General features: G+C 68.7%; 19 protein-coding genes. 10 read left to right on the top strand and 9 right to left on the bottom strand.

The window, feature by feature from the left end; genetic code table 11:
* Nucleotides 1–12 precede the first annotated feature (12 nt).
* The 6 genes from gshA to AC07PR_RS17255 all read right to left on the bottom strand — a co-directional run bounded on the left by gshA (nucleotide 13) and on the right by AC07PR_RS17255 (nucleotide 6,628).
* Entirely contained in the window at nucleotides 13–1,479 is a 1,467-nt protein-coding gene (gshA, locus tag AC07PR_RS17280; RefSeq protein WP_483109289.1) for a glutamate--cysteine ligase, read from the bottom strand.
* A 203-nt stretch (nucleotides 1,480–1,682) separates the two neighbouring features.
* Entirely contained in the window at nucleotides 1,683–2,714 is a 1,032-nt protein-coding gene (locus AC07PR_RS17275) for a GlxA family transcriptional regulator (RefSeq protein WP_495136010.1), read from the bottom strand.
* Nucleotides 2,715–2,729: 15 nt separating this feature from the next.
* Nucleotides 2,730–3,323, bottom strand: a complete 594-nt coding sequence (locus tag AC07PR_RS17270) for a cysteine hydrolase family protein (protein WP_495136009.1) — start codon at nucleotides 3,321–3,323, stop codon at nucleotides 2,730–2,732.
* 195 nt (nucleotides 3,324–3,518) lie between these two features.
* Nucleotides 3,519–4,106 carry a DUF1415 domain-containing protein gene (locus AC07PR_RS17265; RefSeq protein WP_495136008.1) on the bottom strand — a complete coding sequence of 196 codons (588 nt, stop codon included), beginning with the start codon at nucleotides 4,104–4,106 and terminating at the stop codon, nucleotides 3,519–3,521.
* Nucleotides 4,107–4,119: 13 nt separating this feature from the next.
* Nucleotides 4,120–5,322, bottom strand: a complete 1,203-nt coding sequence (locus tag AC07PR_RS17260; RefSeq protein WP_495136007.1) for a M20 aminoacylase family protein — start codon at nucleotides 5,320–5,322, stop codon at nucleotides 4,120–4,122.
* Nucleotides 5,323–5,494: 172 nt separating this feature from the next.
* Nucleotides 5,495–6,628: an ABC transporter substrate-binding protein gene (locus AC07PR_RS17255; RefSeq protein ID WP_377160580.1), complete on the bottom strand. Its 1,134-nt coding sequence runs from the start codon at nucleotides 6,626–6,628 to the stop codon at nucleotides 5,495–5,497.
* Between the two features lie 183 nt (nucleotides 6,629–6,811).
* Between AC07PR_RS17255 and AC07PR_RS17250 the strand changes: the two genes are divergently transcribed.
* The 4 genes from AC07PR_RS17250 to AC07PR_RS17235 all read left to right on the top strand — a co-directional run bounded on the left by AC07PR_RS17250 (nucleotide 6,812) and on the right by AC07PR_RS17235 (nucleotide 11,295).
* Nucleotides 6,812–8,884 carry a molybdopterin-containing oxidoreductase family protein gene (locus AC07PR_RS17250; protein ID WP_495136006.1) on the top strand — a complete coding sequence of 691 codons (2,073 nt, stop codon included), beginning with the start codon at nucleotides 6,812–6,814 and terminating at the stop codon, nucleotides 8,882–8,884.
* 36 nt (nucleotides 8,885–8,920) lie between these two features.
* Complete coding sequence (locus AC07PR_RS17245; RefSeq protein WP_495136005.1) at nucleotides 8,921–9,991, top strand: aminopeptidase; 1,071 nt, start codon at nucleotides 8,921–8,923, stop codon at nucleotides 9,989–9,991.
* A 167-nt stretch (nucleotides 9,992–10,158) separates the two neighbouring features.
* On the top strand, nucleotides 10,159–10,506 hold the full coding sequence (locus AC07PR_RS17240; RefSeq protein WP_377160584.1) for a hypothetical protein: 348 nt from the start codon (nucleotides 10,159–10,161) through the stop codon (nucleotides 10,504–10,506).
* Nucleotides 10,507–10,509: 3 nt separating this feature from the next.
* The gene (locus AC07PR_RS17235) at nucleotides 10,510–11,295 is read left to right on the top strand and encodes a hypothetical protein (RefSeq protein ID WP_377160586.1); all 786 of its coding nucleotides are present in this window, start codon (nucleotides 10,510–10,512) and stop codon (nucleotides 11,293–11,295) included.
* A 64-nt stretch (nucleotides 11,296–11,359) separates the two neighbouring features.
* On the opposite strand, the gene AC07PR_RS17230 is transcribed toward AC07PR_RS17235, so the two are convergent.
* Nucleotides 11,360–11,611, bottom strand: coding sequence for an acyl-CoA-binding protein (locus AC07PR_RS17230; RefSeq protein WP_495136004.1), 252 nt, complete (start codon nucleotides 11,609–11,611; stop codon nucleotides 11,360–11,362).
* 110 nt (nucleotides 11,612–11,721) lie between these two features.
* Here AC07PR_RS17230 and AC07PR_RS17225 point away from each other — a divergent pair, with 110 nt between their 5' ends.
* Entirely contained in the window at nucleotides 11,722–13,362 is a 1,641-nt protein-coding gene (locus AC07PR_RS17225) for a wax ester/triacylglycerol synthase family O-acyltransferase (protein ID WP_495136003.1), read from the top strand.
* Nucleotides 13,363–13,512: 150 nt separating this feature from the next.
* On the opposite strand, the gene AC07PR_RS17220 is transcribed toward AC07PR_RS17225, so the two are convergent.
* Together AC07PR_RS17220 and AC07PR_RS17215 are read right to left on the bottom strand one after the other, a co-directional pair.
* Nucleotides 13,513–13,842 carry a hypothetical protein gene (locus AC07PR_RS17220; protein ID WP_377160592.1) on the bottom strand — a complete coding sequence of 110 codons (330 nt, stop codon included), beginning with the start codon at nucleotides 13,840–13,842 and terminating at the stop codon, nucleotides 13,513–13,515.
* A gap of 603 nt (nucleotides 13,843–14,445) precedes the next feature.
* Nucleotides 14,446–15,123: a TetR/AcrR family transcriptional regulator gene (locus AC07PR_RS17215; protein WP_495136002.1), complete on the bottom strand. Its 678-nt coding sequence runs from the start codon at nucleotides 15,121–15,123 to the stop codon at nucleotides 14,446–14,448.
* Between the two features lie 94 nt (nucleotides 15,124–15,217).
* Here AC07PR_RS17215 and AC07PR_RS17210 point away from each other — a divergent pair, with 94 nt between their 5' ends.
* The 5 genes from AC07PR_RS17210 (at nucleotide 15,218) to hisD (ending at nucleotide 19,346) form a co-directional block, all read left to right on the top strand.
* Nucleotides 15,218–16,174 carry an ABC transporter ATP-binding protein gene (locus AC07PR_RS17210; protein WP_495136001.1) on the top strand — a complete coding sequence of 319 codons (957 nt, stop codon included), beginning with the start codon at nucleotides 15,218–15,220 and terminating at the stop codon, nucleotides 16,172–16,174.
* Complete coding sequence (locus AC07PR_RS17205; RefSeq protein ID WP_331616653.1) at nucleotides 16,171–16,953, top strand: ABC transporter permease; 783 nt, start codon at nucleotides 16,171–16,173, stop codon at nucleotides 16,951–16,953. Before AC07PR_RS17210 ends, AC07PR_RS17205 begins: the two co-directional genes overlap by 4 nt.
* Nucleotides 16,954–16,977: 24 nt before the next feature.
* The gene (locus tag AC07PR_RS17200; protein ID WP_088408428.1) at nucleotides 16,978–17,241 is read left to right on the top strand and encodes a BolA family protein; all 264 of its coding nucleotides are present in this window, start codon (nucleotides 16,978–16,980) and stop codon (nucleotides 17,239–17,241) included.
* A gap of 128 nt (nucleotides 17,242–17,369) precedes the next feature.
* Entirely contained in the window at nucleotides 17,370–18,011 is a 642-nt protein-coding gene (gene hisG / locus AC07PR_RS17195) for an ATP phosphoribosyltransferase (protein ID WP_377160597.1), read from the top strand.
* Nucleotides 18,012–18,032: 21 nt separating this feature from the next.
* On the top strand, nucleotides 18,033–19,346 hold the full coding sequence (gene hisD, locus AC07PR_RS17190; protein ID WP_495136000.1) for a histidinol dehydrogenase: 1,314 nt from the start codon (nucleotides 18,033–18,035) through the stop codon (nucleotides 19,344–19,346).
* Nucleotides 19,347–19,407 lie beyond the last annotated feature (61 nt).

The following is a 19,407-nucleotide window of genomic DNA, read 5'->3' as shown; positions in this document are numbered from 1 at the left end:
GCGGCGTGTGGCTCAACCGCGCAACTGCGCGGGATCGAGATACTGCTGACGGAAGGTCTCGAAGTCGACGGTGTCCGCCGCTTCGATCGCGGCCTGCGCCTCCAGCGAGGCGCGCGCCGACTGGTCGAAGCGCGCCATCAGGCCGTCGGGCAGCGGCGCCTCCAGCATCTGGCGGCGCGACGCCTCCGACTGCGCCGCGACGAAGGCCAGGTGCGAGGACTCGTACTTCGCGCGCATCGCCGCCAGCACGCGGGCCGACGGCAGTTGATCGGGATCGTCCCAGCGCTCGAGCGCCTGCGCGAGCGCCTCGCGGTACAGCGAGCCGCCCAGGGTCGCGTCCACCTTGGCTGCGATCGGCGCGAACTCGCCCAGGAGTTCGCGGCCCCAGTCGCGCAGCGACACCTCGCCGCCGCGGCGCTCCAGCTTCAGGCCGGGTTCACGGCCGGCCGAGGCGGTGCGGTGCTGGTTGCGCGCCAGCGCGCCGAGTTCCTCCGGCGTGTCGTTCGGGCTGTCCGTCAGCCAGCAGTGCAGCAGGAAGAGGTCCAGGAAACGCATCGTGCTCGCGGCGATGCCGACCGGCTCGAATGGGTCCAGGTCCATGCAGCGGACCTCGATGTATTCGACGCCGCGCTCGCGCAGCGCGTGCAGCGGGCGCTCGCCCGAGCGGATCGTGCGCTTGGGGCGGATCGTGCCGTAGAACTCGTTCTCGATCTGCAGCAGCGTCGTCGACAGCTGGTTGTACTCGCCACCCGGATTGACGACGCCGACCTTCTCGTAGGCCGCATACGGGCGCGTCAGCGCGTCCTGCAGCGAGGCGGCATAACCGTCGATGCTGTTGTAGCTCACCGCCAGCGAGGCCTGCGCGTCGCTCTGGTAGCCGAGGCGGCCCATGCGCAGCGAGGTGCCGTAAGGCATGTGCAGCGTGCCGTCGACCAGCGGCTGCAGGCCGTGCTCGCGGCCGGCGACGAAGCTCGCGCACAGCGCCGGCGACGCGCCGAACAGCGTCAGCAGCAGGAAGGAGTGGCGGCGGAAGTTGCGGATCAGCGCGAAGTGGTCCGCGTTGTCCAGGCCCGGCATCGACCAGTTGTAATGGATGCCGGAGATGGTCTGCATGCGCCGCCCGTAGCGGTGCCCCAATCCCATGCGGTAGACGCTCTTGGCACGCCCGATGTTGGAGGCGCCGTAGCGGCCGATGGGGATGGTCTCGTCGGCCGGGAGCTGGCAGGGCATGCTCGACGCCCACATCAGTTCGTTCCCGAGACAGCGGTAGACGGCCTGGTGGATTTCGGTCAGCTGGCGTTCGCAGTCCTCGGCGGACGCGTGCACCCCGGTGATCAGCTCGAGCTGCGATTCGCTGAAGTCGGTGGTGACGGTCTCGTGCGTCAGCGCGGAGCCGAGCGCCGTCGGGTGCGGCGTCAGTGCCAGGGAGGCGCCGCTCGGTTGCGCGCGCAGGCTTTCCTTCTCCACGCCGCGGCGCATGCCCGCCAGACGGGCCGGATCCAGGGCCTCCAGTCGCTTCAACCAATCGTTCAAATGCCGCTCCTCGTTCACTGTGGGCGCGCAAGTTACCAGAAGTGCACGAATCCCGCTTGACTTGGATTTATGTGAATTGTGCTAGCCCGGCGCAGGGCAAAAGACGGGCCGGCAAGGGTTCACCAGGATCCGGCCCCGAGGAAGTGATGCTAAGCCGGAGCGCCCATCCGGCGGCGGGTGCGACGGAGTTGCTGGTCCGAGCTGAAGCCGGCCGCGAGCGCCGCCTGCGCCGGTCGTACCCCGCGCTGGAGTTCGCGCCGGGCCAGTTCCAGCCGGATCGCGCGCAGGTAATCGAGCGGCGTCGTGCCGCCGTGCTGCGCGAACAGCCGGGTGAGGTGCCGGGGCGTGACGTGCGCCACCTCCGCCATGCGGGCGAGGCTCCAGTCGGCGCGCGGATCGCCGCAGACGGCGTCCTGCACGCGGTGCAGCGCCGGATGCAGATGGTGCCGGTGCGCGAGCATCGGCGACAGCTCCGGATCTTGCGCGCCGCGGCGCAGGTAGACGACCATCACCTGCGCCACCGACGCGGCGATCGCCTCGCCGCAGTGCTCGGCGATCAGCGCCAGCACCAGATCGATGCCGGCCGTGATGCCCGCGCTGCTGGCCAGCGGACCATCGAGCACGAACACCCGGTTCGCCTGCACGTCGGCACGGGGCGCGGCGTCGCGCAGCGCGTCCAACGCCTCGTGGTGGGTCGTGCAGCGGCGGCCGTCCAGCAGCCCGGCCCGCGCCGCCAGCAGCGCACCGGCGCAGATGCTCAGCAGCCGGCCCTGTCCGCCCGCCAGCAATGCGCTGCCTTCGCGATGCAGCCAGCGCTCGATGCGCAAGGCGTCTTCCCGGTCGGTGGTGTCGGTCGGCGGGTCGTCCGGATGCGGATGTCGCCGGCCGCTCAGGATCAGCCAATCCCGCTCGCCGAGCGCCGGCAGCGGTTCCAGCGCGGCGAGCGTCAGGCCGACCGACGTGGACGCCGATTCGCTCGCGGCGCAGTACCGCAGCCGGAACGCCTCCGGCTCGCCGCGACGGCGCAGGGCCTGGTTGGCGAGCCGCAGCGCCTCGGCGGCGCCGGCCAGGTCGAGCAGCAGCGTGTGGCGCTCGACCAGGATCCAGACGTCGACGAGGGCGGCGTCCCGAGTGGCGCCGGAAGCCGGATCGGGCGCCGAAACGGAATCTAAAAAGGACATCGCCGCAGTATGCGCTCAGACCGCGCGGGCCAGCGCCTGCTCGACGCTCACGATCTCGGCGAAGCGGCCCTGCAGGGCGACCTCGGTGCGCAGCTTGAGGTCGGCGACGCCGACCACGACACCGCTGGCGTGCGGGATCGGGAAGGTGTGCGTCGCCTCGGTCACGTAGTCGACGGTCCAGCCCTCGTCGCTGGCGTGGCGGGTGGTGGTCTCGCAGCACTGCTCGGTGCGGATGCCCGCGACGATCAGCCGGCGGATGCCATGCTCGGTCAGCCACACCGACAGCCCCGTGCCGACCAGCGCGCTGTGGCGGCGCTTGAGGAACTCGGCGGCGATGGGCACCTGGGCCAGCCCGTCCAGCGGGCGGACGTGGCCGCTGACCAGCGAGAAGGGGTTGTCCGCCGTCTCGGGGCCGTCGCTGTGGAGGATGCGGATGATCGGCAGGCCACGAGCCGCCGCGCCGTCGAGCAGGGCGTTGGTGCGTTCGAGATACGCGGGCCAGGTGGTCTCGTCCCAGTACGGGCGGTGGCGGAACGACTCCTGCACGTCAATCAGCAGGACGGCGGTCGTGGGGGTGGCGTGGGCGGCGGTGTTCGAGGCGGTGGTCATCAAGGACTCCATCGGGTGGTTGATAGGAGTCATCGTGCCGGCGACGGGTCGATCCGTCGCGCCGCCGGCGGACCAGTCGCGGTCAAATCAGGACATCAGGTCTGCCACGATCGCAGCCCTTGCCCAAGCCCTTTTTGCCCCCTCTCCCGCTTGCGGGAGAGGGGAGGGGTGAGGGCCAGCGGCCTCTCGGCGGGCTCAGTCCTCGCGCGTGATGCGCTGGGCCAGCGGCAGCTTCGCCTCGACGTCCAGCGCCTCCCAGCCCTTGCGGCCGATCCGGCGCAGCGTGTCGATGTTGGTCTCGTAGATCGCGTCGGTGTCGGGCATGGTCTCGACGGCGCGCTCGATGCTCTCCTCGCGCAGCAGGTGCAGCGTGGGGTAGGGCGAGCGGTTGCTGAGGTTGTCGACGTCGTCCGCGTCGGTGCCGTCGAACTGGTAGTCCGGGTGGAAGCTCGCGACCTGGAGCACGCCGTCCAGGTCCAGGTCCTCGACCAGCGCATCGGCGGCGCCGAGGAAGTCGTTGAAGTCCAGGAAGTCGTTCAGCACCCAGGGGTGGACCAGCAAGGTGGTCTCGGTCTCGTCCGGATCGGCGCGATTGAGCGCGAGCAGCTCGTGGGCCAGTTCCTTGAGCAGGTCCTCGGGCGTGCGGGCCGCGCTGACCACGGTGCGCAGCCGCTGGTTGACCTCCACGCTCTTGGCGAAGGGGCACAGGTTCAAGCCGATCACCGCCCGCTGCAGCCAGCGGTGGGTGTCGTCGAGGACGGTCTTTTCCTGGTCGTCGGTCATCGGTCGGAACCCGTCATCGGGCCTGCTTGAACCAGGCGTCCACCAGCCGGACCCACATCGAGCCGCCCAGCGGGATCAGCTCGTCGTTGAAGTCGTAGCTCGGGTTGTGCAGCATGCAGGGCCCCAGGCCATGACCGCCTTCGCGGTGGCTGCCGTCGCCGTTGCCGATCAGGAAGTAGCAGCCCGGCACTTCCTGGAGGTAGTAGCTGAAGTCCTCGGCGCCCATGGTGGGCTCGAAGGCCTGCACGTTGGATGCGCCCAGCATCTCGGTCAGCACGCCGCGGACGAACTCGGTCTCGGCGGCGTGGTTGATCGTCGGCGGATAGTTGCGGTGGAACGAGAACTCGCACTGGACCTCGAAGGCGTCCCCCGTGGCCTCGGTGATCTGCTTCATGCGGCGCTCGATCAGGTCCAGCGTCTCCAGCGTGAAGGTGCGGACGGTGCCCTGCAGTTCGCAGCTCTCGGGGATGACGTTGGTGGCCTCGCCGGCGTGGATCATCGTCACCGAGATCACGCCCGCGTCGATCGGCCGCTTGTTGCGGGTGATGATGGTCTGGTAGGCCTGCACCAGCTGCGCGGCCACGACCACGGGATCGGTCCCCAGGTGCGGCATCGCGCCGTGCGCGCCCTTGCCCTTGATGGTGACCTTGAACTCGTTGCTCGAGGCGAAGACCGGGCCGCTCTTCAACGCGAACTGGCCGGCGGCCATGCCCGGCCAGTTGTGGATGCCGAACATGGCTTCCATCGGGAACTTCGTGAACAGCCCGTCCTTGATCATCTCGCGGGCGCCGCCGCCGCCTTCCTCGGCCGGCTGGAACACGACGTAGACGGTGCCGTCGAAGTCGCGCTGCGACGCCAGGTGCTTGGCGCCGGCCAGCAGCATCGCGGTGTGGCCGTCGTGGCCGCACGCGTGCATCTTGCCGGGGTGCCTGCTGGCGTGGGCGAAGGTGTTGTGCTCGGTGATGGGGAGCGCGTCGATGTCGGCGCGCAGGCCCAGCGTGCGGCCGCTGGCGCCGCCGTCGCGGCCCTTGATGATGCCGACCACGCCGGTCTTGCCCAGGCCGCGGTGGATCTCGATGCCCCAGTCGGTCAGCGCCTGCGCGACCACGTCGGCGGTGCGTTCCTCGTGGAAGCAGAGTTCGGGATGCGCGTGCAGGTCACGTCGCAGCTTGGCGATGGCCGGGGCGTCGGCCAGGATGGGTTCGATCAGCTTCATGGGCGGGCACTCCGATGTCGTCGCGACAGCGCGTCGGGCTTGCCGCGGGCCAGAAAGGCCGCGGCGCCGCTCAGGGCGGCGCCGCTGTGGTCGGACCAGTGTACCCGCGGGTCCGGATCGTCGCCGCCAGCGGCGTGCGATCCGGCGTCCGGGTCTGCCCGGGGAGGGCAGGTCAGCGCTTGACGCGCCCGTCGTTGGTCAGCATCGTCATCTCGACGAAGCTCGATCCGACATGCTTGTTGGGCTTGAAGTTCACGTTGAAGCCGCCGACGTTGTAGTTCGCCAGGGTGTCGAGCGCCGCGACCAGGCCTTCGCGGGTCGGGCGGGTCATGCGGCGGATGCCTTCGCTGATGACCTTGGCGCCGATGTAGCCCTCGATGGCGGTGTAGTTGAACTTCTGGCCGGCCTTGGTGGCGGCCTGCTGGTACTCGTGGACCACGCCGACCTGCGAGCCGAACGGATAGGGCATGACCTGGCTGACGACCACGCCCATCGCGTCCTTGCCGAGCTCGTCCAGCAGCGACTGCGTGCCGACGAAGGACACGTTGTAGAACACGCCGCCGTAGCCGGCCTTGCGGGCGGCGCGGATGAAGGCGGCGCAGCTCTTGTAGGCGCTGATCATGACGATGGCCTCGGGCGGCGCGCCGTTCTGGATCAGGTCCTTGACGGCCTTGGTCACCTCGACGCTGTTGCGCTCGACGGTGGAGGTGGCCTGCGGCTGCAGCGCCAGCGGCTTCATCGCGCGCAGCACGCCGTCCAGGCCGGCCTTGCCGTAGGCGTCGTTCTGATGGAAGACCGAGATGCGCATCAGGCCCAGATGGGTCAGCTGCTTCACGATCAGCGCGGTCTCGTCGTAGTACGAGGCCCGCACATGGTAGACCCACGGGCTGAACGGGTCGCGCAGCGCCTCGGCGCCGGTGAAGGGGGCGACGAAGGGGATCTTGGCCTGGTTGACCAGCGGCAGCGCGGCCAGCGAGGTCGGCGTGCCGACGTAGCCGAACAGCGCGAACACGTCGTCGGCGATCAGCTTCTCGGTGTTGGCCTTGCAGCGGTCGGGCTCATAGCCGTCGTCCAGCGTGCGCAGCTCGATGGTCGTGCCGTTGATGCCGCCGGCGGCGTTCTGGGCGTCGAAGAACAGCTTCGCGCCGGCCTGCATCTGGATGCCCAGCTGGGCGGCGGCGCCCGTCAGCGGCACCGACTGACCCAACACCAGGCGTTTGCCTTGTGCGCGGACGGCCGTCGGGATGGGCAGGGTGGCGAGCGCGCCCAGGGCGCTGGCGGAGGCGAGAAGTTGGCGGCGATCCAAGGGGGACTCCCAGAGGGGTGCGAATTGATATTGTGGCGTCCGCCGGAGGGCAAGCGCGCCAGGAGGCTCGACACGACCTATTTCGGCCTCCTGGCGCGCGAGCTTAGCGGCTCGTGCGTCCAGCGTTGTCGCCGACTCCGGTAAGAAAACGCAAGGGTGTGGCGCCTGTGCAATAGTTGACGCATGTCGTCCGTCCTCTCTGAATCCGCCGTGAACCTCCCGCCACAGGCCGCCGATCGCGGCACGCGCATCGTCAAGGGAGCCTGCCCGCACGACTGTCCGGACACCTGCGCGTTGCGCATCACGGTCGAGGACGGCAAGGTCGTGAAGGTGCAGGGTCAACCCGAGCATCCGAGCACCCACGGTGCGCTGTGCACGAAGGTGTCGCGATATCCCGAGCGGACCTATCACGAGGAACGGGTGCTGCATCCGCTCAAGCGCGTCAGCGCGAAGCACGAGGCGCCGCGTTTCGAGCGCATCGGCTGGGACCAGGCGATCGCCGAGATCGCCGGCCGGCTGAAGGCCGTCGCGGCGCGCGATCCGCAGGCGATCCTGCCCTACAGCTACGCCGGCACGATGGGGATGCTGCAGGGCGAGGCGATGGCGGGGCGTTTCTTCAACCGGCTGGGCGCGTCCTGCCTGGACCGCACGATCTGCGCGTCGGCGGGCGGCGCGGGGCTGGCGGCGACCTATGGACACAAGGTCGGCATGCACCTGCCGCACTTCGCGGAATCGAAGCTGATCGTCATCTGGGGCAGCAACTCGATCGCGTCCAACCTGCATTTCTGGACCTTCGCGAACCAGGCCAAGCGCAACGGCGCGAAGCTGGTGTGCATCGATCCGCGCAAGACCGAGACCGCCGACAAGTGCCATCAACACCTGGCCCTGCTGCCGGGCACGGACGGCGCGCTGGCGCTGGGGCTGATGCACGAACTGATCGCCCACGACTGGCTCGATCACGACTACCTCGTCCGGTACGTTGACGGCTGGGACGAGTTGCGCGAGCGGGCGCTCGCGTGGCCGCCCGAACGCACCGCGGCCGAATGCGGGCTCACGCCGGACGAGGTCCGCGGCCTGGCCCGGGACTACGCGACGCTGACGCCGGCGGCCATCCGGCTGAACTACGGCATGCAGCGCGTGCGCGGCGGCGGGAACGCGGTGCGGCTGATCGCGCTGCTCCCCTGCCTGACCGGCGCGTGGCGCCATCGCGCGGGCGGGCTCCTGCTGTCGAGTTCCGGCTGGTTCGCGCCGTTCAAGAACCCGGCGCTGGAGCGTCCGGACCTGCGTGCCGGCCGCCCCTCGCGGACGATCAACATGAGCACGATCGGCGACGACCTGCTGCGCGAGGCGTCGCCCGCGTTCGGCCCGAAGGTGGAGGCGCTGATCGTCTACAACAGCAACCCGGTCGCGGTCGCGCCGGAGTCGCCGAAGGTCGTGGCGGGCTTCCAGCGCGAGGACCTGTTGACGGTGGTGCTGGAGCACTTCATGACGGACACCGCCGATCTGGCCGACTACGTGCTGCCGGCCACGACGCAGATGGAGCACCTGGACATCCACACCAGCTACGGCCACACCGACGTGCTGGTGAACGAGGCCGCGATCGCGCCGCTGGGCGAGGCCCGGCCGAACACCGCGATCTTCCGCGCACTGGCGGCGGCGATGGGCTTCGACGAGCCGGCCTTCCACGAAGACGACGAAACGCTGTTGCGCCAGGCGTTCCGCGACGACGTCGATCTGGCGCAGCTGCGCGAACGCGGCTGGTTCAAGCTGCCGCTGGCGGAGGCGCCGTTCGCGCAAGGCGGCTTCCCGTCGGCGAACGGGAAGGCCGATGCGCGTGGCGCGGACTACGTGCCCAACTACGAGAGCCGGGCGAGCGACCCGGCTCTCGCGGCGCGCTATCCGCTGGCGATGATCTCGCCGCCGGCGCGCAATCACCTGAACAGCACCTTCGTGAACGTGAAGAGCCTGCGCGACATCGAAGGCGAGCAGGTGCTGGAGATGAGCGCCGGCGACGCCGCGGCGCGCGGACTTGCCGATGGCCAGCTGGTGCGCGTGTTCAACGACCGCGGCAGCTATGCGTGCCGGCTGGACGTGAGCGCACGGGCCCGCGAGGGCGTCGTGCACGGGTTGGGCATCTGGTGGCGCAAGCTGGGCGCGGACGGCCGCAACGTCAACGAGGTCACGCACCAGCGGCTGACCGACCTCGGACGCGCGCCGTGCTTCTACGACTGCCTGGTCGAAGTGGCCGCGGCCTGAGCCGGGTGCAAGGCGCACCGAACGATGCCCGCAACGATGACGAAACGCGCGCGACGACTGCTGCTGCTGCTCCTGCTGGCCGCGCCTGTGCTGCTGGCGATGACGGCGCTCGGCGGCTGCGCACAGCTGTCGTACTACGGCCAGTCGTTGTCGGGGCACCTGTCGCTGGTGCGCTCGGCCAGGCCCGTCGACGAATGGCTGGGTCAGCAAGACCTGGACCCGGAGATCCGCCAGCAGCTCGAGCTGTCGAAATCGCTGCGCGATTACGCGTCCTCGGAACTCAAGCTGCCGGACAACGACAGCTACCGCCGCTACGCCGATCTCAAGCGCGGCGCGGCGGTGTGGAACGTCGTCGCGACCCCGGAGCTGAGCCTGCAGCTCAAGACCTGGTGCTACCCGATCATGGGCTGCGCCGGGTACCGCGGCTACTTCGATCCGCACGATGCGCGCGAGCTGGCGCAGGAGCTCCGCAAGGACGGCTTCGAACCCTACGTGTACGGCGTGCCGGCGTACTCGTCGCTGGGCTGGAGCAACTGGCTGGGCGGTGATCCGCTGCTGAACACCTTCATTCGCTATCCCGAGGCCCAGCTGGCGCGGATGATCTTCCACGAGCTGGCCCACCAGGTCGCGTATGCGGGCGACGACACCGCATTCAACGAGAGCTTCGCGACGGCGGTCGAGCAGATCGGCGTGGCGCGCTGGCTGAAGGATCGGCCCGAGGCGCTGCGCGACGACGAGCAGTCGAGACGCCGTCAGGACGAGATCCAGGCCTTGCTCAAGTCGACGCGGGAGCAGCTGCAGGACGTGTTCCGCAGCACAGCCAGCGACGATGAGAAACGCGCCGGCAAGGCCGCGGCCTTCGCGAAGCTGCGCGCGGACTACGAGGCGATCAAGCGCGACCGGTGGAACGGCGACACGCGTTTCGACCGCTGGGTGCTGGGCCTGAACACGCCGGCGCTGGCGATCCAGGGCAGCTACACGGACCTGGTGCCGGACTTCGTCCGGCTGTTCGAGCGGCAGGGCGCGGACTGGCCGCGCTTCTATGCCGAAGTGCAGCGGCTGGCGAAACTGCCGAAGGATGAGCGTAGGGCGGAGTTGGCGCGCTGAACCGCATCTGCCAGGGCGATGTCAAGTCGTTGGCGCCGCGACAACGCAACTTGGGCGGTTTGATTCCAGCATCGTTTGATCGCGATCAACCGTTCCCCAATCGACGCTATCTTCTGTCCGATGTGATTTCTAGACTGCGCACCTCCTTTGAAGTTGGAGTGCTCCTCATGTCGATGATTCACAGCGCCCGGTCACCGGGTTCCCGCGCGCCGATGCGCTGGCGGCGCAAGGCCGAGATCCAAGTCGTCCCCGCCGTCTGCCATGGCGTGGTGTCCCCGCCCCGCGGTAGTGGCATCACGTTGCATGGCGTGGCCGAACGGGGCATGCAATGGTGGCCGCACCGCCGGCAACGCCAGCTCTATGCGAAGTTGATGAACGGCACCTTGCCATTGCGCCTGCTTGTCAATGGCCGCGAAGCCGCTCGTTTCGGGCATGACTTCGTCATGGTCAGTCGCGCAGCCGATGGGTTGACGATTCAGGCGGTCTTCGACCGTTGGCCGGAATGGGAGGACTGACCGATGGTCCGACATGTCACCACACGGCCGCGGGAAGCGGCAGGTTTGCGGGGCAATCAGTTTCATCGCTGCCACCACTCGCGACTGCAGCTCGTGCAGGCGGCGAGCCAGTTGGAAACTCTGTTGTCGGCCGCTCCGGAAGAAGGCTTTCGTGAGCGACCTCTGCTGGAATGGTTCGGCGCGGCGACCGAACGAATGGCGTTGTTGGCGCACGCGGGCGGGCATGTCTATCCGACGCATGTGGCCAGGGAGTTGATGCTCGACGACATGCGTACGGACTTCGCGATACTCAGCGTTCCAGACTTCGAGGATGCAGCACCTCGACTGCTGCTCGTGGAATGCCAGGGCGCTCGCGCCAACACCCTTTTCGAGCAGAGGGGTCGACAGCTGAAGCATTGGGGACAGGACTTCCTGGACGGCTTCGGTCAACTGGTCGATTGGGATTGCTTCAGCGACGTGGCCGGACGCAACCAGCGCGTGGCGTCCTTGGTGGCTCACTGTCGTCGGCCTCTTGAAGTCAGCTATCTGCTGGTTGCTGGGCTCCGGAAGTTCTCAATGGACGCGCTGTCGGTCGAACGGCTTCACTTCTGGTCCAAGACGCTTCGGCTTGGCGCCCATTTCCAGATTCGCCGTTTCGATGACGTTGCCGTCGATGCGCAGAATTGGATTCAGCAGGCACTCTGGGTTGGGCCCACGGTCGAAGGCGTACGACCGGATACAGCGCATTTGCCAGGCATCGAACGTGCCTTCCCCTCGGTGGGAGGTCGTGGGTCGCTCAAGCTGCTCTGAAAAGCAAAAGCCACCCGGAGGTGGCTCTTGCACCTGTCCGGCGCGAGCGCCGGCACTTGAGGACTTACTTCAAGCCTTCGACCAGGTCGATGTAGTCCTGCATCGCCTCGTCGTTGGTCTTGCCTTCGAGGTTCTTCCAGGCGTCCCACTTGGCGCGGTTGACGAAGTCGGTCATGCCGGGGCGGTCGCCCTCGACATCGCCGGTGGTCGCCTGCTTGAACAGCGCGTACAGCTTCAGCAGCGTCTGGTTGTCCGGGCGCTCGGGCAGATTCTTGGAATCGGCGACGGCGGCGTCGAATTGGTCCTTCAGGCTCATGGTGTGTCTCCCGTGGCGGTGAGCAGGGCGTCCCGTTGGCGACAATCGGGACGGACGGCCGCGATGTTACCCACCCCACCCCCACGTGCGGACTGGGGCCGCCTCTCTAGATGACGGATGATCCGGGCGTCAGCGCCTCGTCCCTCGCCCCGTACTTCGCCCCGTCCGTCCAGGAGACCGCATTGCCCACCCCCGCCGCGTCGAGCCCGTCCCCCCGCCGGAGCGCCAAGTCCACCCCGTCGACGACCGCTCCCTCGAAGCGCGGCACCGCCGGCAAGACGCCGCTCAAGGCCTCCGGGAACGGGCGCGCCGGTCGCCCCGACGGCCTGCCGAAGGGCGCCGAGCCGATGTCCAAGGTCGACACCGCCTGGCTGCGCCTGGACACCGAAGCCAATCGGATGATCATCCACGGCGTGCTGCTGCTGAAGCCCGCCATCGCGCTTGAGGACCTGCGGGCGCGCGTCGCCGAACGGCTGCTGCGCTTCCCGCGTTTCCGGCAGCGCGTCGTGGAGGCGGGCGACCGCGCCTGGTGGGTCGAGGACGCCGAGGTCGACATCGCCCGGCACGTCGTTCCTGAGACCTTGAACCGCCGCCGGGGGCGTCCGCTCGAAGGCGCGCTGCAGGACCGTCTCGCCGACCTCGCCGCCGAGCCGCTCGATCCCGCGCGTCCGCTCTGGCAACTGCACCTGATCGAACATTACGACGGCAGCAGCGCGCTCATCGCGCGCGTGCATCACTGCATCGCCGACGGCATCGCGCTGATCGCGGTACTGCTGTCGATCACCGACGGCGGTGCCGTGCCGCCGGCGCTGCCGACTGCGAAGACAGGCAAGGCCGCCAAGGGAACGAAGGCCATCCCCGACGAGGCCGCCGAGCCCGAATGGCTCGCCGACGCGATGGTCAAGCCGATCAACGCCTGGACCGTCCGCGAGATCCAGGCGCACGCCGGGTCGGGGACGCCGGATGTCTCCCCGGCCGAGCGCCTGGGCAAGCAGGTCCTCAAGGACGCCGCGGCGCTCACCGAAGCGCCCGACGACGCGAAGACCCGTCTCAAGGGCAAGGCCGGACGAGCCAAGCGCGTCGCCTGGGGCGCGCCGCTGCCGCTGGACGCCGTCAAGGCGGTCGGCAAGTCGATGAACGTCTCGGTGAACGACGTGCTGCTGAACTGCGTCGCCGGGGCGATCGGGCTGTATCTGCGCGAACACGGCGACGACACGGACGGCCAGGAGATCCGCGCGCTGGTGCCGGTGAACCTGCGTCCGCTGGAGACGGCGTGGCAGTTGGGCAACCGCTTCGGCATGGTGCCGCTGCCGCTGCCCGTGGGCATCACGAATCCGGTCAAGCGGCTCTACGCGGTGCATGCGCAGACGCAGGCGCTCAAGAACAGCCTGCAGCCGGCCTTGTCGATGGGCCTGATGGCGACGTCGGGCTCGGTCGAGAAGGCCGCCCAGCGCGCGATGCTGAAGACGCTCTCGCGCAAGGCGACGGCGTTGATGACCAACGTGCCGGGGCCGGCGCAGGCCTTGCAGCTGTGCGGCTCGGCCGTCGAGCGGGTGATGTTCTGGGCCCCGCAGGCCGGCGACATGAGCCTGGGCATCAGCATCCTGACCTATGCCGGCCAGGTGCAGTTCGGCCTGATCGCCGACGCCGGCCTGTGCCCCGATCCGGAGCGCATCGTGGCCCACTTCGAGCCCGAGTTCCAGCAACTACTCACGCTGGCGCTGATGCTGCCGTGGGAGGTCAAGGCCTGACCCCGGGCGCCGGGTTCAGGCCCCGCCGCCATGAAAAACGCCGCCCGAGGGCGGCGTTCGTCGTTCCGGAGCCCGTCGTTCCGGACCCCGGCGTATCGAAGCCCGGGTTTCCATGTCCGGGTTCGAGGCCTGGTGTCGAAGACGGACCGATTACTTGGCGGTCTTCTTGGCCGGCTGCGGGCGGCCCGCGGCGGTCGGGTAGGCGGACATCACGCGGACCGGATCGGCGCTGGCCAGGTATTCGGCGTACTGCGTCTGGCCGCAGGCGACCGATTGACCGGCGGTGGCTTCGCCGCGGTATTCGCCGCGGTTGTAGACGAAGCGGTACTCGTTGGCGGCGGCGGCCTGCTCGAACTTCACCGCGTGCTGGCTGGCGCACTCGGCGCGCAGCGCCTTGGCATCGGCGTTCTCGGCGGTGGCGGCGTGGGCCATCGGGGCGATCAGGGCCAGCAGGGCGGCGGTGGTCAGGATGCGCTTCATGGAATCGGTCCCTTGATGTCGGTGAATGCGATATCCCTAATTTATAGGGTGTCGTTTTTCGCCGCCAACCGCGACCAGGGGGTCCGGCTTCGCACGAATCCAGGGTTTGTGCGGAGGACCGGCCCCGAGCTTGCTGCTAGCCGGGAGGCTCGTCATTCCCACGCGAAAGGGTCCATCGAGACTCGCAGGTCCGCCAGGTGAGCGCGCCCCAGATCACGCCGATGACGAGGTAGGTGGTCCCCAACGCGATCCATCGCACCAGGGAGACCGACACGCCCGAGAGGATCATCATGCCGACGATCGGCGCGGCCAACCATGGCGCGATGCGAAGCAGGCCGAATCGGACGACGAAGCCGAGCGGCCCAGTCCGCCTCCACCGCTCCCAGTCATTCAACAAGGACGACGGGCCCCAGGGCGTAATCCCGAACATGCTCGATGCTCCAGACAAGTCCGCGGCAATGTCGCCGCCCTTGCACCGTATTCATCAAGCGGCGGGCGCGCATGACTCAAGCCAGTCAATCCGACTGGCAGAGATGAGTCAAACGAAGAGGGGTTTGACAAGCATCAAGCCGACGTCGAGTCCCGATGGCGAGACTCGATCGTTCATGCTTGGGAGGCGCCGCCCGTTGGCGGCTGGTACTTCCCCACCAGCTGGAACAGGTGGTCGCGCGAGGCGGGTTCCAGGTACGGCAGCAGCAGTCCCAGCACATGGAAGGCGCCGCGCATCAGCGCCTCGCCGGCGCGCTCGGGCTCGAGCGCATTGCGCGGATCGCGCACGTATTCGTAGCTCAGCCAGTAGCTCAGCAGCACGACCATCGCGTTGGCCGTCGGCACCGCCTCGCGGACCTGCATCGTCAGCGCGCCGCTGGCCTGCAGGCCGCCCAACAGGCCGACCATCGCCTGCGTCTTCTGCTCCAGCACGTGCTGGAAATGGGTCTCCAGCTTGCGGTTCTTCGACAGCAGGTCGTTGAGGTCGCGGTACAGGAAGCGGTGCTGCCAGATCAGCTCGAACAGCATGTGGAAGAACAGCCAGGCGTCCTCCACGTTGCGCACGTTGCCCACCGCCCCCAGCAGCTCCGACAAGGCCTTGTCGTAGCGGTTGAAGAGCGCGTTGATCAGCTCGTCCTTGGCCGGGTAGTGGTAATACAGGTTGCCGGGCGAGATGCCGAGCTCCGCCGAAATCAGCGTGGTGGAGACGTTCGGCTCGCCGAAGCGGTTGAACAGGTCCAGCGTGACTTCGAGGATGCGTTCGGCGGTGCGGCGCGGCTTCTTGGTGGCCATGGGCCCGGGGGCGTTGAGGGGTGGGGGAGGTGGGCGCATTCTGTCATGACCCCAGGCCGGCGCGGGACGGACCCCCTGCCTACAATCGCCGCCCATGCCCGCAAGCCCCCCACAACAGTCGGCCGCCATGTCCGTGCCGGCCGGCGGTCCGCCCGCCCTGCGTTTCACCAATGTCAGTAAGACCTACCGCGACGGCCAGTTCCGTGCGCTGGACGGTGTCAGCTTCGACATCCAGCCCGGCGAGTTCTTCGGCCTGCTGGGCCCGAACGGCGCCGGCAAGACCAGCCTGATCAGCATCCTCGCCGGCCTGTCCCGCGCCAGCGGGGGGCAGGTCTCGGTGCTCGGCCATGACGTGGTCGACGACTACGCCGAAGCCCGCAAGAAGCTCGGCATCGTGCCGCAGGAGCTGGTCTTCGACCCGTTCTTCAGCGTGCGCGAGACGCTGCGCATCCAGTCCGGCTACTTCGGCGTGCGCAACAACGACGACTGGATCGACGAGCTGCTGCTCAACCTCGGTCTGGCGGACAAGGCCCACAACAACATGCGGCAGCTCTCGGGCGGCATGAAGCGCCGCGTGCTGGTCGCGCAGGCGCTGGTGCACCGCCCGCCGGTCATCGTGCTGGACGAGCCCACCGCCGGCGTCGACGTCGAACTGCGCCAGACGCTGTGGCAGTTCATCGCGCGACTGAACCGCGAAGGCCACACCGTCCTGCTGACCACGCATTACCTGGAAGAGGCCGAGGCGCTCTGCCATCGCATCGCGATGCTGAAGCAGGGCAGGGTCGTCGCGCTCAACCGCACGTCCGAACTGCTCGCGGGCACCGCGTCCACGATGCTGCAGTTCAAGACCGATTCGGCGCTGCCGCTGTCCTTGTCCGAACGCGCCCGCAGCACCGGTCGCATCGTCCAGATCACCGCGCATGACGCGGCGGAGGTCGAGCAGATCCTCGCCACGCTGCGCGAAGCCGCCGTGCCCATCGAAGACCTGGAGATCGGCCGCGCCGACCTCGAGGACGTCTTCCTCGAAATCATGCAAGGGGGCCGGGCATGAGCGCCAGCCATTTTCCGATCCGCCTCGAAGGCGCCCGCACGCTCTTCTACAAGGAAGTGCTGCGCTTCTGGAAGGTCGGCTTCCAGACCGTCGGCGCGCCGGTGCTGACCGCGGTGCTGTACCTGCTGGTCTTCGGCCATGTGCTGGAGGACCACGTCAAGGTCTACGGCACCGTCGGCTACACCAGCTTCCTCATCCCGGGCCTGGTGATGATGAGCGTGCTGCAGAACGCCTTCGCCAACAGCAGCTCCTCGCTGATCCAGAGCAAGATCACCGGCAACCTGGTGTTCCTGCTGGTCACGCCGCTGTCGCACTGGGCCTGGTTCCTGGCCTATGCCGGCGCGTCCATCCTGCGCGGCCTGATGGTGGGCGCGGGCGTGTTCATCGCCACCGTGTGGTTCGCGCCGCCGGGCATGGCCAATCCGCTGTGGGTGCTGGCCTTTGCCATCCTGGGCGCCGGACTGATGGGGTCGCTGGGCCTGATCGCCGGCCTGTGGGCGGAGAAGTTCGACCAGATGGCGGCCTTCCAGAACTTCATCGTCATGCCGATGACCTTCCTGTCGGGCGTCTTCTACTCGGTGCATTCGCTGCCGCCGTTCTGGCAGGGCGTCAGCCACCTGAACCCGTTCTTCTACATGATCGACGGCTTCCGCCACGGCTTCTTCGGCGTCAGCGACGTCTCGCCGTGGGTCAGCCTGGGCGTCGTCGCCATCGCGTTCGCGGCGGTCGCCGCCATCGCGCTGGAACTGCTGCGCCGCGGCTACAAGATCCGTCACTGAGCCCAGGTAGAATCCCGCTCCATCATGGCCGATCCGACCCCCGCAGAAGTCCAGAGCTACATCGCCCAGGGACTCGCTTGCAGCGAGCTCCAGGTCGAGGGCGACGGACGCCATTTCTTCGCGACGATCGTGTCGGCCGAGTTCGAGGGCCTGAGCCGGATCAAGCGCCACCAGCGCGTGTACCAGGCCCTGGGCGATCGCATGCGCGAGCAGATCCACGCGCTGTCGATGAAGACGCTGACCCCCGACGAGTTCGCGCAGCAAGGCACCGCGCACCACCATCACTGACAGCCACCCGGCCTGCAGGCGGGTGGCGGTGTGTCCCCGTCCGGTGAACCCGCTGCCGTCCCCCTGAACACCCGAGGCCACAGCCCGAGGCGCTTCTTCGCGAGGCGCGCGTTCACCGAGGACACCGCATGATCACCCTGGCACTTTCCAAGGGCCGCATCTTCGAAGAGACCCTGCCGCTGCTGGCCGCCGCCGGCATCCAGGTGCTGGAAGACCCGGACAGCTCCCGCAAGCTGATCCTCCCGACCAATCAGCGCGAGGTTCGCGTCGTGCTCGTGCGCGCGACCGACGTGCCGACCTATGTCGAGTACGGCGGCGCCGACATCGGCGTGGCCGGCCGCGACGTGCTGATCGAGCACGGCGGCGCGGGCCTGTACCAGCCGCTGGACCTGCGCATCGCGCAGTGCCGCATGAGCGTCGCGGTGCGCGACGACTTCGACTACGACAACGCCGTCCGCCAGGGTTCGCGGCTGCGCGTGGCGACCAAGTACACGACGATCGCGCGCCAGCATTTCGCCGACAAGGGCGTGCACGTGGACCTGATCAAGCTCTATGGCTCGATGGAACTGGCGCCGCTGACCGGCCTGGCCGATGCGATCGTCGACCTGGTCTCCACCGGCAGCACGCTGAAGGCGAACCGCCTGGTCGAGGTCGAACGGATCATGGACATCTCCTCGCGGCTGGTCGTGAACCAGGCGGCGCTCAAGCTCAAGCGCGAGGCGCTCAAGCCGCTGATCGACGCGATCGCTTCCGCCATTCCTGCCGCCTGATCCGCCGCCTGGAGCCTCGCCATGACGACGACCCTTCGCACCCTCAACACCGCCGATGCCGATTTCGAGACCCAGTTCCAGCGCGTGCTGCACTGGTCGGCGGAGACCGATGCCGCGATCGAGACGCGCGTCGCCGAGATCCTGGCCGACGTGCGCGCCCGCGGCGACGCGGCGGTGCTCGACTACACCGCGCGCTTCGACGGATTGCAGGCGGCGTCGCTGGCGTCGCTCGAGCTGACCCGCGAGGAACTGAAGGCGGCCTTCGACGGCCTGCCCGCCGACCAGGCGAAGGCGCTGACCCAGGCGGCCGAACGCGTGCGCAGCTACCACGTGCGCCAGAAGCAGGCCTGCGGCGAGAGCTGGAGCTATCGCGACGAGGACGGCACGCTGCTGGGCCAGAAGGTCACGCCGCTGGACCGCGTCGGCATCTACGTGCCGGGCGGCAAGGCCGCCTACCCGTCGAGCGTGCTGATGAACGCGATCCCCGCGCAGGTCGCGGGCGTGCCGGAGATCGTGATGGTCGTGCCGACGCCGCGCGGCGAGAAGAACCCGCTGGTGCTGGCCGCGGCCTACGTCGCCGGCGTGCACCGGGCGTTCACCATCGGCGGCGCGCAGGCGGTGGCCGCGCTGGCCTACGGCACCGCGACCGTGCCGCGCGTCGACAAGATCACCGGCCCGGGCAACGCCTATGTCGCCAGCGCCAAGAAGAACGTCTTCGGCCAGGTCGGCATCGACATGATCGCGGGTCCGAGCGAGATCCTCGTGCTGGCCGACGGCACCACGCCCCCGGACTGGGTCGCGATGGACCTGTTCAGCCAGGCCGAGCACGACGAGATGGCGCAGAGCATCCTGCTGTGCCCGGACGCCGGCTACATCGCCCAGGTCCGCGAGGCCATCGAGCGCCTGCTGCCCGGCATGCCGCGCAAGGACGTCATCCGGGCCTCGCTGGAAGGGCGGGGCGCGCTGATCCAGACGCGCTCGATGGAAGAGGCCTGCGAGATCAGCAACCGCATCGCGCCGGAGCACCTGGAAGTCTCCAGCGCAGACCCGCACCGCTGGGAGCCGCTGCTGCGCCACGCGGGCGCGATCTTCCTGGGCGCCTACACCAGCGAGTCGCTCGGCGACTACTGCGCCGGGCCGAACCACGTGCTGCCCACCTCGGGCACGGCGCGCTTCTCCTCGCCGCTGGGCGTCTACGACTTCCAGAAGCGCTCCAGCCTGATCGAGGTCAGCGAGGCCGGCGCGCAGGTGCTCGGACCGATCGCCGCGACGCTGGCCTATGGCGAGGGCCTGCAGGCGCACGCGCAGGCGGCGGAGTTCCGCCTCAAGCGCTGAGCGCGTCGGCGCGAGCCGACAACGCGGGCAACCCGGCCGTCGGCGGGGTCGCGCAGATTTC

The sequence above is a fragment of the Roseateles sp. GW821-FHT09H11 genome (assembly GCF_059415845.1).
Note: the sequence above shows the minus strand (reverse complement) of the source record. Positions and strands in the feature narration are given on the sequence as shown.

Coding starts and splice junctions, on each gene's coding strand:
- gshA (WP_483109289.1), bottom strand. CDS start 1,479: ATGCGCCGCGGCGTGGAGAAGGAAAGCCTGCGCGCGCAACCGAGCGGC.
- AC07PR_RS17275 (WP_495136010.1), bottom strand. CDS start 2,714: ATGTCCTTTTTAGATTCCGTTTCGGCGCCCGATCCGGCTTCCGGCGCC.
- AC07PR_RS17270 (WP_495136009.1), bottom strand. CDS start 3,323: ATGACCACCGCCTCGAACACCGCCGCCCACGCCACCCCCACGACCGCC.
- AC07PR_RS17265 (WP_495136008.1), bottom strand. CDS start 4,106: ATGACCGACGACCAGGAAAAGACCGTCCTCGACGACACCCACCGCTGG.
- AC07PR_RS17260 (WP_495136007.1), bottom strand. CDS start 5,322: ATGAAGCTGATCGAACCCATCCTGGCCGACGCCCCGGCCATCGCCAAG.
- AC07PR_RS17250 (WP_495136006.1), top strand. CDS start 6,812: ATGTCGTCCGTCCTCTCTGAATCCGCCGTGAACCTCCCGCCACAGGCC.
- AC07PR_RS17245 (WP_495136005.1), top strand. CDS start 8,921: ATGACGAAACGCGCGCGACGACTGCTGCTGCTGCTCCTGCTGGCCGCG.
- AC07PR_RS17240 (WP_377160584.1), top strand. CDS start 10,159: ATGTCGATGATTCACAGCGCCCGGTCACCGGGTTCCCGCGCGCCGATG.
- AC07PR_RS17235 (WP_377160586.1), top strand. CDS start 10,510: ATGGTCCGACATGTCACCACACGGCCGCGGGAAGCGGCAGGTTTGCGG.
- AC07PR_RS17230 (WP_495136004.1), bottom strand. CDS start 11,611: ATGAGCCTGAAGGACCAATTCGACGCCGCCGTCGCCGATTCCAAGAAT.
- AC07PR_RS17225 (WP_495136003.1), top strand. CDS start 11,722: ATGACGGATGATCCGGGCGTCAGCGCCTCGTCCCTCGCCCCGTACTTC.
- AC07PR_RS17220 (WP_377160592.1), bottom strand. CDS start 13,842: ATGAAGCGCATCCTGACCACCGCCGCCCTGCTGGCCCTGATCGCCCCG.
- AC07PR_RS17215 (WP_495136002.1), bottom strand. CDS start 15,123: ATGGCCACCAAGAAGCCGCGCCGCACCGCCGAACGCATCCTCGAAGTC.
- AC07PR_RS17210 (WP_495136001.1), top strand. CDS start 15,218: ATGCCCGCAAGCCCCCCACAACAGTCGGCCGCCATGTCCGTGCCGGCC.
- AC07PR_RS17205 (WP_331616653.1), top strand. CDS start 16,171: ATGAGCGCCAGCCATTTTCCGATCCGCCTCGAAGGCGCCCGCACGCTC.
- AC07PR_RS17200 (WP_088408428.1), top strand. CDS start 16,978: ATGGCCGATCCGACCCCCGCAGAAGTCCAGAGCTACATCGCCCAGGGA.
- hisG (WP_377160597.1), top strand. CDS start 17,370: ATGATCACCCTGGCACTTTCCAAGGGCCGCATCTTCGAAGAGACCCTG.
- hisD (WP_495136000.1), top strand. CDS start 18,033: ATGACGACGACCCTTCGCACCCTCAACACCGCCGATGCCGATTTCGAG.